9 protein-coding genes are annotated in these 12,492 nt (G+C 69.9%); 1 reads left to right on the forward strand and 8 read right to left on the reverse strand.

Annotated elements, in window-relative coordinates; translation table 11 throughout:
* Window positions 1-79: 79 nt before the first annotated feature.
* Complete coding sequence (locus EYW49_RS01650; protein ID WP_131305294.1) at window positions 80-1,981, reverse strand: ABCB family ABC transporter ATP-binding protein/permease; 1,902 nt, start codon at window positions 1,979-1,981, stop codon at window positions 80-82.
* 206 nt (window positions 1,982-2,187) lie between these two features.
* Here EYW49_RS01650 and EYW49_RS01655 point away from each other — a divergent pair, with 206 nt between their 5' ends.
* On the forward strand, window positions 2,188-2,793 hold the full coding sequence (locus tag EYW49_RS01655; protein WP_131305296.1) for an LOG family protein: 606 nt from the start codon (window positions 2,188-2,190) through the stop codon (window positions 2,791-2,793).
* A 16-nt stretch (window positions 2,794-2,809) separates the two neighbouring features.
* Here EYW49_RS01655 and EYW49_RS01660 read toward each other — a convergent pair whose 3' ends face one another.
* The 7 genes from EYW49_RS01660 to EYW49_RS01690 all read right to left on the reverse strand — a co-directional run bounded on the left by EYW49_RS01660 (window position 2,810) and on the right by EYW49_RS01690 (window position 12,442).
* Window positions 2,810-3,967, reverse strand: coding sequence for an acyltransferase family protein (locus tag EYW49_RS01660; protein ID WP_131305298.1), 1,158 nt, complete (start codon window positions 3,965-3,967; stop codon window positions 2,810-2,812).
* Between the two features lie 29 nt (window positions 3,968-3,996).
* The gene (gene cimA, locus EYW49_RS01665; protein ID WP_131305300.1) at window positions 3,997-5,595 is read right to left on the reverse strand and encodes a citramalate synthase; all 1,599 of its coding nucleotides are present in this window, start codon (window positions 5,593-5,595) and stop codon (window positions 3,997-3,999) included.
* Complete coding sequence (locus tag EYW49_RS01670) at window positions 5,592-6,071, reverse strand: GFA family protein (RefSeq protein WP_131305302.1); 480 nt, start codon at window positions 6,069-6,071, stop codon at window positions 5,592-5,594. The genes cimA and EYW49_RS01670 overlap by 4 nt, the downstream gene beginning before the upstream one ends.
* A 170-nt stretch (window positions 6,072-6,241) precedes the next feature.
* Entirely contained in the window at window positions 6,242-7,636 is a 1,395-nt protein-coding gene (gene cysS, locus EYW49_RS01675; RefSeq protein WP_131305304.1) for a cysteine--tRNA ligase, read from the reverse strand.
* Between the two features lie 280 nt (window positions 7,637-7,916).
* A complete protein-coding gene (locus tag EYW49_RS01680; protein WP_131305306.1) occupies window positions 7,917-8,756 on the reverse strand; it encodes a class I SAM-dependent methyltransferase in 840 nt (279 codons plus the stop codon).
* A 23-nt stretch (window positions 8,757-8,779) separates the two neighbouring features.
* Entirely contained in the window at window positions 8,780-11,545 is a 2,766-nt protein-coding gene (ppc, locus tag EYW49_RS01685; protein ID WP_131305308.1) for a phosphoenolpyruvate carboxylase, read from the reverse strand.
* A 132-nt stretch (window positions 11,546-11,677) separates the two neighbouring features.
* Window positions 11,678-12,442, reverse strand: a complete 765-nt coding sequence (locus EYW49_RS01690) for a sulfite exporter TauE/SafE family protein (protein WP_131305310.1) — start codon at window positions 12,440-12,442, stop codon at window positions 11,678-11,680.
* Window positions 12,443-12,492: the final 50 nt, after the last annotated feature.

Here is a 12,492-nt window from a genome sequence, read left to right on the forward strand (position 1 = left end):
GCGCCGCTTCCGACCTATACGGGATCGCCCGAATTGGAAAGAGCCAAGGACGGCGGGGGCGCCGCGACGCCCCCGTGCGTCACTGTGCGGCGACCGGGGCCGGCCGCGGCGACGGCCGGAAGGGATCGGCTGCCTCGGTCTCGGCGAGACGCTCGCGGGCCTCGTCGGCGGCGCGCTGGCGCGCCCACATCGAGGCATAGAGCCCATCGGCGGCGAGCAGGTCGTCGTGGCGGCCGCGTTCGGCGACCACCCCGTCGGCGAGCACCAGGATCTCGTCGGCGGCGACCACCGTCGACAGGCGATGGGCGATGACCAGAGTGGTGCGATTGCGCGACACCCGGTCGAGCGCCTCCTGGATCTCACGCTCCGTATGCGTGTCGAGGGCCGAGGTGGCCTCGTCGAGCATCAGGATCGGCGGCGCCTTGAGGATGGTGCGGGCGATGGCGACGCGCTGCTTCTCGCCGCCGGAGAGCTTCAGGCCGCGCTCGCCGACTTCGGTGTCGTAGCGCTTGGGCAGGCGCTCGATGAAATCGGCGATCTGGGCATTGGCCGCCGCTTCGATCACCTCGTCCTCGGTCGCGGACGGGCGGCCGTAGCGGATGTTGTAGGCGACGGTGTCGTTGAACAGCACGGTGTCCTGGGGAACCATGCCGATGGCGGCGCGCAGCGAGGTCTGGGTGACGTCGCGGATGTCCTGGCCGTCGATCAGGATGCGGCCGCCGCTGACGTCGTAGAAGCGGAACAGCAGGCGCGAGATGGTCGACTTGCCGGCGCCGGAGGGGCCGACGATCGCCACCGTCTTGCCGGCCGGCACCTCGAAGGTGACGCCCTTGAGGATCTCCCGCTCGGGATCGTAGTGGAAGCTGACGTTCTCGAAGCGGACGGTGGCCTCGTGAATCGCCAAGGGCTTGGCGTCGGGGCGGTCGACCACTTCGGCCGGCTGCTCGAGGATCACGAACAGGCTCTCGATGTCGACGAGGCTCTGCTTGATCTCGCGATAGAGCGTGCCGATGAAGTTGAGCGGGATCGACAGCTGCATCATCAGCGCGTTGATCATCACGAAATGGCCGACGGTCTGCTCGCCGCGCAGCACCGCGCCCGCCGACAGGGCCATACAGATGCCCATGCCGATCGAGAAGATCACCGCCTGCCCCATGTTGAGCCAGGCCAGCGAGGTGAAGGTGCGGATCGCCGCGTGTTCGTACTTGGCCATGGCGCGGTCGTAGCGCGACACCTCGAGTTCCTCGGCGGTGAAGTATTTCACCGTCTCGAAGTTCAGCAGGCTGTCGACCGCCTTGGACATGGAGTCGTTGTCGGCGTCGTTCATGTCGCGGCGGATGTCCATCCGCCAGTCCGAGGCCTTGATCGAGAACCACACGTAGAGCCAGGTGGTCACGCCGATCACCACGACGTAGATCCAGTCGAACTGCCACAGGATCACCGCGGCCATCAGCGCGAATTCGACCAGCGTCGGGATGCCGGCGAGGATGGTGATGCGGACGATGGTCTCGATGCCCTTGGCGCCGCGCTCGACGACGCGGGAGAGGCCGCCGGTGCGGCGCTGCAGGTGGTAGCGCAGCGACAGGGCGTGGAGGTGGCGGAAGGTCGCGGTGGCGAGCTCGCGCACCGCATGCTGGCCGACCGCCGCGAACAGGGCGTCGCGCAGCTGGTTGAAGCCGTTCGAGGCGATGCGCGCCACCGAATAGGCGACGACCAGCAGGATCGGCAGCGCCCACCAGGTCAGCCGATCGGGCACCACGGCGCCCGGCGCCAACAGATCGGTCGCCCATTTGTAGGCGAAGGGCAACCACACGGTCACCACCTTGCCGGCCAACAGCGCGACCAGCGCCAGGATCACCGCCCGCTTGAGGTCGGGACGCGAGGCGGGCCACAGATGCGGCCACAGGTTCTTCAGGGTTCGGAGCGTCTGCCCCTCCTCGGCCGTGATGCGCGGGCCGACGGGACGGTGGTGCCTGGACATGGGGACTCGCTGGCGCAAGGGGGGCGAATGTCGTCCTCACATAGGCGTTCTTTCGAGAAATTCAAACCTCGGCCCGCGCATCCGTGCAAGACGGCCGCGGCGAAACGCGCTTCCCTGCGTCGGCGAAGCGGCTAGACTGGCGCGACGTACCGCAGCGCGGAATCGGGCGAGCCGCCGGCCGCCCGCCGCCGGAGGGGAGAGCGACGTTGAGCGAACTCGGTTCGATCTGCATCTATTGTGGTTCCGGCTCCGGGGCCGATCCGGCCTTCGAACAGGCGGCGGTCGATCTCGGGCGGCTGCTCGCCCGCGAGGGCATCCGGCTGGTCTACGGCGGCGGGTCGCTGGGGCTGATGGGGGCGGCGGCGCGCGCCTGTCTGGCGGCCGGCGGCCAAGTCACCGGCATCATTCCGCAGTTCCTGGTCGACCGCGAGCTGATGCTGCCGGAAGTGTCCGAACTGATCGTCACCGTCGACATGCACGAGCGCAAGCGGCTGATGTTCGAGAAGGCCGACGCCTTCGTGGCGCTGCCGGGCGGCATCGGCACGCTCGAGGAGGTGGTCGAGCAGATGACCTGGGCGCAGCTCGGCCAGCACGCCAAGCCGATCATGCTCGCCAACATCTCCCACTTCTGGGACCCGCTGGTGACGCTGCTGCACCACATGAACGAAGCGGCGTTCATCCGGTCCGGCTTCGAGCTGTCCTACGGCGTCGCCAATTCGATCGACGACATCCTGCCGAAGATGCGCAAGCGCCTCGGGCAGTTGGCGGCGCGGGCCGCCGAACCGGCGCCGGTCGATCTGCGCCACATGTGACGCCGATCGCGGGGGTTCACGCCGCGTCGGTGCGCACCCGCGGGCGCGCGAGCCCGCCGACGAGGCGGGCGACGGTGCGGCGCGCGCCCGGCTCGACGAAGCGGGCGACCAGCCAGCCGACGGCGATCACCAGGACGATCGGCAGGACCGGCACGGCGAGTGCCGGCAGCCCCGGCCAGGCCGCGCCGACCCGCACGATCAGCGCCACCATCAGGTTCTCGTGCATCAGGTAGAGCGGGTAACTGGCGAAGCCGAGGATCAGGAACACCGGGTTGGCGACGACCCGGCGCACGGCCTCGAAACGCATCACCGCCGCCATCAGGCCGACCACGAACAGGCGCGGGCCGCAGCCGGCGATCGGCGACAGAGCCGCCACCAGCGAGGCGACCACGGCGATCGCATAGTGGCGTTCGCGCCGCTCCATCTCCCACAGGTAGTACATCGCTCCGGCGAAGAACCACAGGAAATAGGGCGCGCCCATCACCTTGAGGGCGCCGTAGCCGTGCAGCGCCTGGAGCGCCGCGGCGATCGACTCGAGCGGCAGCGCCCCGTTGCCGCGGATCATCGGCAGGTCGATCACCCGGAACAGGTGCAGGAGGGCGTAGACGCCGAGCAGCCCCCAGACCGCGGTGGTGCGGCCGAACAGATAATAGAGGGCGCCGAAGATCAGGTAGAACCGGGTCTCGACATAGAGCGACCAGAACGAGCCCTCGATCGAGGCGACGTCGTCCCAGGACAGGCCGGTCAGGCGCATCCACACGTCTTCGCCGAGCAGGGTCAGGCCGGGCAGCAGGTTGAACGCCGCGAGCGGTCCCTTGGGCCAGGGCACGATCACCACCGAGAGGGCGAAGACGGCGAGCGAGCACACCAGCATCGCCGGAAACAACCGCAGCCAGCGCCGCCAGAGGAAGCCGCCGAAGCGATCGTTCTTCTCCAGCGACATCAGGATGACGAAGCCGGAGATCATGAAGAACAACAGGACCCCGGTGCGGTCGGTGTCGAGAAACGGATTGCCGACGAAGCGGGCGCCGAACGGATAGTGCTCCGGCCAGCGCGCATAGGCGTGGAAGGCCACGACCATCAGGATCGCGACGCCGCGCAGCCCGTCGAGGAAGGCGATGCGGCCGCCGCCCGGGGCGGTACCGGCGGTCGTGGCGGGGGAGACGTCCGACATCCTGCGGCGATCCTCTCGGGCGGACAGACTCAGGCGACGGCGGTGACGCCGCTCTTGACCAGCTTGTACACCACGGCGTCCATCAGCGCCTGGAACGAGGCATCGATGATGTTCTCGGAGACGCCGATGGTGGTCCAGTGGTTCTTGGCGCCGTCGCGGCTCTCGATCAAGACGCGGGTGGTCGCGCCGGTGCCGCCGTTGAGGATGCGGACCTTGAAGTCGACCAGCACCAGATCGTCGATCGCCGACTGGTAGGGGCCGAGATCCTTGCGCAGCGCCGCGTCCAGCGCATTGACCGGGCCGTTGCCCTCGGCCGCCGACAGCATCAGCTGATCGCCGATCTTGACCTTGACCGTCGCCTCCGACTGGGTGACCAGCTCGCCGAGTTCGTTGAAGCGGCGCTCGACCATCACCCGGAAGCTCTGGACCTCGAAATAGCGCGGCACGGTGCCGAGCGTCCGGCGGGCGAGCAGCTCCAGCGAGGCGTCGGCGGCCTCGTAGGAGAAGCCGCGGGCCTCGCGGTCCTTGACCTCGCCGAGCAGGCGGTCGAGGCGCGGATCGGCGCGGTCGACGGTGATGCCGAAGCGGGCGAGTTCGGAGAGCAGGTTGGACTTGCCGGCCTGATCGGAGACCAGCACGCGGCGGCGATTGCCGACGGTCTCGGGCGGGACGTGCTCGTAGGTGCGCGGGTCCTTGACCAGCGCCGAGGCATGGATGCCGGCCTTGGTGGCGAAGGCATTGGCGCCGACGTAAGGGGCGTGGCGGTTGGGCGAGCGGTTGAGAATGTCGTCGAAGGCGCGGCTGACGTGGGTCAGTTCGCCGAGCTTTTCGGGCGTCACGCCGGTGACGAAGCGGTCGGAGAATTCCGGCTTCAGCGCCAGGGTGGCGATGATCGTCACCAGATTGGCGTTGCCGCAGCGCTCGCCGATGCCGTTGAGGGTACCCTGGATCTGGCGCACCCCGGCGCGCACCGCGGCCAGCGAATTGGCCACCGCCTGGCCGGTGTCGTCATGGGCATGGATGCCGAGCCGATCGCCGGGCACGTCGCGGGCGACCGCCGCGACGATCGCCTCGATCTCGTGGGGCAGCGTGCCGCCGTTGGTGTCGCACAGCACGATCCAGCGGGCGCCGGCGGCGTGCGCGGTACGGGCGACGGCCAGCGCGTGTTCGGGATTGCCCTTGAAGCCGTCGAAGAAATGCTCGCAGTCGATCAGCACCTCGTGGCCGCGGGCGCGCGCCGCCTCGACGGTCAGGCGCACGCTCTCCAGGTTCTCCTCGAGGGTGCAGCCGAGCGCCACATGGACATGATAGTCCCAGGCCTTGGCGACGAAGCAGCAGGCGTCGACCGCGGCATCGAGCACCGCGGCGAGGCCGGGATCGTTGGACACCGAGACGCCGGCGCGCTTGGTCATGCCGAAGGCGGTGAAGCGGGCCCTGCGTGTCCGCTTCTCCTCGAAGAAGGCGGTATCGGTGGGATTGGCGCCGGGATAGCCGCCCTCGACGTAGTCGATGCCGAAATCGTCGAGCATCCGGGCGATGCGGATCTTGTCGTCGAGCGTGAAGTCGACGCCGGAGGTCTGGGCGCCGTCGCGCAGCGTGGTGTCGAACAGATGGATACGCTCGGTCATCGGGGCTCTCGGGGGTCGGCGGGCCAAACGGCGGTGTCGTGATCGGGATGCTGGCAGGAGACGACTTCGGCGAAGAAGACCTCCATCGCGGCCTGCCGCTCCGGCGGCCGGCCCGGCAGGGTCGCGAGCCGGTCGAACCACGGCATGCGGCTCTCGACGCCGACCTGGATCGCCGGGACGATCTCGGCCGGCCGATCGAAGGCGCCGAGCGCGACCTCGAGGTCGGCGTGGCCGTCGAGTTCGTAGGTCAGCGGCGTGCCGCAGTCGGCGCAGAAGCCGCGACGGACCTTGTTCGACGAGCGGAAGCGCTTGGGCTCGCCGCGGGTCCAGGTCAGGCCGTGCGCCGTGACCAGCGGTCCGTAATGGCCGCCGAAGGCCTTCTGGCACATCCGGCAATGGCAGATCGAGGCGCGCCCGAGGCGCTCGCAGGCAAAACGCACGGCGCCGCACTGGCAGCCGCCGGTGATCGTGGTCATGGTCTCCCCCTCCCCTGTCCACGGGGCTTCAGACGAGCCCCTTCCAACGCAGGACCACCCAGGTCAGGCCGGCGAGCAACGCCAGCTTCACGACGATGGCGATGACCACCACCGCCACCGGATCGAGCCGGCGACGCGGCGATGCGTCGCGCGGCCGATCCGCCGATGCGTCATCGCGCCGGCTCCCAGGTGGTCTTCAATTCGCCGGTGACCGGGTCCTTGGCGTCCTTGAGGACCAGACCGAGGGCGGTCAATTCGTCGCGGATGCGGTCGGATTCGGCCCAGTCGCGGGCGTTGCGAGCGGCCAGCCGCGCGGCGATCAGAGCCTCCACCCGGGCGACGTCGACCGCCGCGGAGGCCTTGCGGCGCGCGGCCCAGGCGCTCGGGGTCTCCTGGAGGAGGCCGAGGAAGCGCAGGGAGCCGGCGAACAGGTCGAGATGGACGGCGCCGTCGGCGCGCTGGGCGGCGTTGCGCAGGGCATGCAGCTCGGCGATGGTCTTGGGCGTGTTGAGGTCGTCGCTCAGCGCCTCGATCACCGCCTCGGCGGGCCGCGAACCGGCGACGTCGCCGGCCAGCCAGTACCAGTCGTCGAGGGTCTTCCAGCTCTCCTCGAGGCTCTTCACCGTCCAGTCGATCGGCTGGCGGTAGTGCGTCTTCATCATGGTGAAGCGCAGCACCTCGCCCGGCCAGTCGGCGAGCAGATCGCGGATGGTCAGGAAGTTGCCGAGGGACTTCGACATCTTCTCGCCTTCGACCTGGAGAAAGCCGTTGTGCATCCAGATGTTGGCCATGACGTCGTGGCCGAAGGCGCACCTGGTCTGAGCGACCTCGTTCTCGTGGTGCGGGAACACCAGATCGATGCCGCCGCCGTGGATGTCGAAGGTCTCGCCGAGGTGCTTCCACGACATCGCCGAGCATTCGAGATGCCAGCCGGGACGGCCGCGGCCCCAGGGGCTCGGCCAGCCGGGCTCCTCGTCGCTCGACGGCTTCCACAGCACGAAGTCCATGTCGCCGCGCTTGTAGGGGGCGACGTCGACGCGGGCGCCGGCGATCATGTCGTCGAGCGGCCGGCGCGACAGCGCGCCGTAGTCGGGCATCGACGGCACATCGAACAGCACGTGACCTTCGGCGACATAGGCGTGGCCCGAAGCGATAAGCTTCTCGATGATCTCGACCATCTCGGCGATGTGCTCGGTGGCGCGCGGCTGCAGCGTCGGGCGGAGGGTCATCAGCGCGTCGGCGTCGGCCTGGAACTGCGCCTCGGTGTCGGAGGTGACCTTGCGGATCGCCTCGTTGAGGGCCAAGCCGGGGAAGTCACGGGCGGCGCGGGCGTTGATCTTGTCGTCGACGTCGGTGATGTTGCGCACATAGGTCACGCGGCTCGCCCCGTAGAGGTGGCGCAGCAGGCGGAACAGCAGATCGAAGACGATCACCGGGCGGGCGTTGCCGATGTGGGCGAGGTCGTAGACCGTCGGGCCGCACACGTAGAGCCGCACGTTCTGCGGATCGATCGGGGTGAAGTCGACCTTGTCCCGGGTCAGCGTGTTGTAGAGTTTCAGAGCCACCGACGACCTCCTGTTCTTGCGCGCAGCCGCCGGCCGTCCGCGGCCGCGCGACATCGACGGACATGCCCCGGCGCCCACCGGCCGGGGTCACATCTGGTCCTACTCGAGGCGAAGGCAGACGGAACCGGGCCAGCGAAGCTGCTAGCCGCAAATGCTCGGGATCGCGATCGCCGCGTGAGCCGGGGTTCCGTTCGTCATGGGTCCTGGGTGTGGCGGATTTGCGCGGCGCCGTCAAGGCCCGCGACGGCGGCCTCGACCAAGGTCGGCCGCGCCACGCCGGTCAGGTGCGGGCGGTGACCACGTGGCCGAGCGGGCTCGGACGCAGCGGCGAGCCGAGGCCGGCGAGAACCCGCGCCAGCACCGCCGGGCCACGATCCTCGACCGAGGCGAAGCCGACCGCGGCGAGGTCGCGGGCGAGGTCCTCGGGGGTGAAACTCGTCACCCAGGGCTCGCCCTCGGCGGCCGCCAGATCGGCGAGCGCGCGGTAGGCGGCGCGGATCGGCGGCGCCGCGCTCTCCCAGGGCTCGGAACAGTCGAAGGTCACTTCGGCGCAGCCGGCCGGGCGCGCCGCGACGTAGCGCAGGGTGTCGAGCAGCGCGGCGCGTTCGACATAGGGCACGACGCCGAGCAGTGCGAACACCGCCGGCGCGTCGGCATCGAATCCAGCCTCGGCGAGGCGCTGGTCGAGGCGGTCGCGCTCGAAATCGACCGGCACGAAGATCGGGCCGTCCGGCCCGCCGAGACCGGCGGCGGCGAGGCGCTGGCGCTTCCAGGCCTGGGTCGCGGGATGGTCGACCTCGAACACCCGCAGGTCGGCGACCGGGCGGCGCAGGGCGAGGGTGTCGAGGCCGGCGCCGAGCAGCACGTATTGGCGGCAGCCGCGGTCGATCGCCGCGGCGAGCCCGTCCTCGGCGAGGCGGGAGCGCAGGGCGATGGTGGTGCGCAGCCGCACCGAGCGCTCCGGTTCGGCGGCGCGGGCGGCGAGCAGGGCGCGGCCCTCGTCGTCGAGGAGCGCCTCCGCGAAGGGGTCGTCGAAGATCGGCGGACGGTCGAGACGGCGATGGAGAATGCGGTGCACCGCCGCCCCGAGGGCCGTGCGACTGGCTCGACCGTCGATCATCTGTGCTCCCCCGAAGGATCGCCTCAGCCGGTGTTGCGCAGGCCGGCGGCGATGCCGTTGATCGAGATCAGGATGCCGCGCTGGGTCTTCTCCTCGCGCAACCCGTCGCGCCAGCGTCGCAGCATCTCGACCTGGAGGTGATTGAGCGGCGCGATATAGGCGAAACGGTGGGCGATCGAGCGGGCCAGCGTCGGATTGTCGGCGAGACGGCCGGTGGCGCCGGTGATCCGGGCGAGGGCGTCGACGGTGCGCTGCCACTCGCTCTCGATCGCCTGGAACACCCGCTCGGCCAGCGCCTTGTCGGGCACCAGATCGGCATAGCGACGGGCCATGCCGAGGTCGGCCTTGGCCAGCACCATGTCCATGTTGGATATCAGGGTGCGGAAGAACGGCCAGTCGGTGTTCATCTGCGCGAGCAGGGCCCAGGTGGTGTCGGGGTCGGCGGCGACCGCTTCGGCGATCGCCGAGCCGAAGCCGTACCAGCCGGGCAGCGTCACCCGGCTCTGGCCCCAGGAGAAGCCCCAGGGGATGGCGCGCAGGTCCTCGATGCGGCGGGTGGCCTTCCGCGAGGCGGGGCGCGAACCGATGTTGAGCTGGGCGATCTCGGCGATCGGCGTGGCGGCGAAGAAATAGTCGGTGAAGCCGGGGGTGTCGTAGACCAGCGCGCGATAGGCGAGCCGGCTCGATTCCGAGATCTTGGCGGCCAGTTCGAGGAAGGCCGGCGTGGCCTTCTCGCTGCGCTGCAGCAGGCTCGCCTCGAGGGCGGCGGCCATCAGCGTCTCGAGATTGCGCCGACCGATCTCCGGATTGGCGTACTTCGCATTGATCACTTCGCCCTGTTCGGTGAGGCGGATCTGGCCCTTCACGGTGCCGGGGGGCTGGGCGACGATCGCCTCGTAGGACGGGCCGCCGCCGCGCCCGACGGCGCCGCCGCGCCCGTGGAACAGACGCATGGCGATGCCGGGCTTGGTGTCGAACAGCCGGGCGAGCGCGGTCGAGGAGCGGTAGAGCTCCCAGTTGGAGGTGAAGTAGCCGCCGTCCTTGTTGCTGTCGGAGTAGCCGAGCATGATGTCCTGCTCGCCGCCGGACGAGCGGATCAGCGCCTCGACCCCGGGCAGGTCGTAGAAGGCGCGCATGATCGGCTCGGCGGCGCGCAGGTCCTCGATGGTCTCGAACAGCGGCACGACGATCAAGTCGACCTTGGCCGACGCCGCCTCGTGCGAGGCCAGCGTGCCGGTCATCAACCCGCACTCCTTCTGCAGCAGCAGCACTTCGAGCAGGTCGGAAACGGTCTCGGTGTGGCTGATGATGTAGTGGCGGATGGCGTCGGCGCCGTAGTCGCGGCGCAGGCGACGAGCGGTCTCGAAGATCGTCAGCTCGCTGGTCGCGAGCTCCGAATAGGCGACGTTGGGCACCCGGAGCGGGCGCGGATCGGCGAGCAGCTTCAGCAGCAGGGCCTGACGCGCCGCCTCGTCGAGGGCGAGATAGTCGGCCTCGACGCGGGCATGGGCGAGGAGCTCGGCGACCACCAACTCGTGCTGGTCGGAGCTCTGGCGCAGGTCGGTGGTGGCGAGGTGGAAGCCGAAGACCTCGACGGCGCGGATCAGCGGCGCCAGCCGAATCGGGATCAGCGGCGCGCCGTGATTGCGGCGCAGCGAGTCCTCGATGATCTTCAGATCGGCGAGGAACGCCGCGGCGCTGTCGTAGGCCGCGGCGGGCGCGACCTCGTGGCGCAGCACGTCCTTGCCGGTGAGGTTGCGCAGCGTGGCGGCGAGGCGGGCATAGACCCCGACCAGGGCGCGGCGATAGGGCTCGTCCTGGCGCTGGGCGCTGGTGTCGGGCGAGGCGTCGGCGAGCGCCCGGAGTTCGGCGGAATGGACCACCAGGATGCGCGACACCGACAGTTCGCCGCCGAGCTCGTGGACTTCCGCCAGATAGTGCTCGAGCACCGTCTCGGCATGGCGGGTCATGGCGGTGACGAGCGTCGCGGCGGTGACGTTGGGATTGCCGTCGCGATCGCCGCCGATCCAGTTGCCCATCCGGAAGAACGGTGCGACCGGCCGACCGACGTGGCTCTCGAGCTCGGCGTAGAGGCGCGGGATCTCCTTGAGGAAGGTCGAGCGGTAGTAGCCGAGGGCGTTCTCGATCTCGTCTTCGACGGTCAGCTTGACGAAGCGCAGGATCCGGGTCTGCCACAGCTGGGCGACGCGGGCCTTGATCTGGACCTCGTTGGCGGCGCGGTCGCGGGGATTGCACAGGCGGTCGCGGGAAGCGAGCAGTTCGGCGATGGCGCGCTCGGCGTCGAGGATGCTCTTGCGCTGGACCTCGGTCGGATGGGCGGTCAGCACCGGCGACACCCAGGCGCGCTGGAGGGCGCGGGCGACCGCGGCGCCGTCGACGCCGGCTTCGGCGAAGCGGTCGAAGGCGCGGTCGAGGCCGCCGTTGCGGTGTTCGTCGCGGTCGTGATGGACGGCGCGGCGGCGCAGGTGGTGGCAGTCCTCGGCGAGATTGGCGAGGTGGGAGAAATAGGTGAAGGCGCGGATCACCGACACCGTCTCCGACGGGCTGAGGCGCTTGAGGAGCGCGTCGAGACCGCGGCCGGCTTCGGCGTCGGCGTTGCGCTGGAAGGCCACCGACAGGCGGCGAATCGCCTCGACCACCTCGAAGGCGGCCTCGCCGTCCTGCTCGCGGACGATGTCGCCGAGGATCTGGCCGAGCAGCCGAATGTCGTCGAACAGCGGGCGGTCCTTGTCGGCATCGTCGACGGCGGGATCCAGGGTGGCGTCCATCAATTTCGGTCCTCTCGTCGGCGGCAGGGGCGGCCGAGGCCTGCGTAAGGGTCGGCACCCTCGGGTGGTTCCCTTACGACTTTAGCACGATGATCCGCGACGACCAGTCGTCTCGGGGCCCCGATCGCGCGATCAACCGGTGACGAAGTCCCACATCAGCTTGGCGATCAACGAGACCACCACCACCAGGAAGGCGCGGCGCAGGAACACCGAGCCCCAGCGGATGGCGATGCGGGCGCCGAGCTGGGCGCCGAGCAGGTTGCAGGCGGCCATCATCAGGGCGACCGGCCACATCACCGCGCCATGGGCGATGAAGAACGCCAGGGCGGCGAAATTGGTGGCGGTGTTGACGATCTTGGTGGCGGCGTTGGCGCGCACCAGGTCGAAGCCGAAGAAGCGCACGAAGCCGAAGATCAGGAAAGATCCGGTGCCGGGGCCGAAGATGCCGTCGTAGAAGCCGAGCAGGCCGCCGAGCACGGCGCCGCGCGGCCGGTCGGCGGGGACCGGGCCGCGGGTCTCGAGGCGGCCGAACTCCTTGCGCAGGAAGGTGTGGACGGCGGTGGTGACCAGGAGGGCGATGACCAGCGGCACCATCCAGCGGCGCGGCAGGGCCGAGGCGCAAGCCGCGCCGACAAAGGCGCCGACCAGGGCGGCAATGGTCGCCGGCACGACGATCGCCCAGGGCAGCTTCACCCGGCGGACGAAGTGCAGCGCCGCCGCGCCGGTGCCGACGATGCTGGCGACCTTGTTGGTGCCGAACAGCACGGGAATTGCCGCGCCGGGGAAGATGGTCAGCAGGGCCGGCACCTGGATCAGGCCGCCGCCGCCCACCACCGCATCGACGGTCCCGGCAAAGAAGGCGGCGAGCGCCAGAAGCGGCCATTGATCGGGAAGCACGTCCGGTCCTCCGAACCGCCGGCGGCGGAGGCCGGCGGCGCAAGCGCGCG

The sequence above is a fragment of the Siculibacillus lacustris genome (assembly GCF_004328075.1).
Classification (GTDB): Bacteria; Pseudomonadota; Alphaproteobacteria; order Rhizobiales; family Ancalomicrobiaceae; genus Siculibacillus; species Siculibacillus lacustris.

Excerpts from the sequence above, each read along its gene's own strand:
- EYW49_RS01650 (WP_131305294.1), bottom strand. The coding sequence starts at position 1,981 with ATGTCCAGGCACCACCGTCCCGTCGGCCCGCGCATCACGGCCGAGGAG.
- EYW49_RS01660 (WP_131305298.1), bottom strand. The coding sequence starts at position 3,967 with ATGTCGGACGTCTCCCCCGCCACGACCGCCGGTACCGCCCCGGGCGGC.
- cimA (WP_131305300.1), bottom strand. The coding sequence starts at position 5,595 with ATGACCGAGCGTATCCATCTGTTCGACACCACGCTGCGCGACGGCGCC.
- EYW49_RS01670 (WP_131305302.1), bottom strand. The coding sequence starts at position 6,071 with ATGACCACGATCACCGGCGGCTGCCAGTGCGGCGCCGTGCGTTTTGCC.
- EYW49_RS01680 (WP_131305306.1), bottom strand. The coding sequence starts at position 8,756 with ATGATCGACGGTCGAGCCAGTCGCACGGCCCTCGGGGCGGCGGTGCAC.
- ppc (WP_131305308.1), bottom strand. The coding sequence starts at position 11,545 with ATGGACGCCACCCTGGATCCCGCCGTCGACGATGCCGACAAGGACCGC.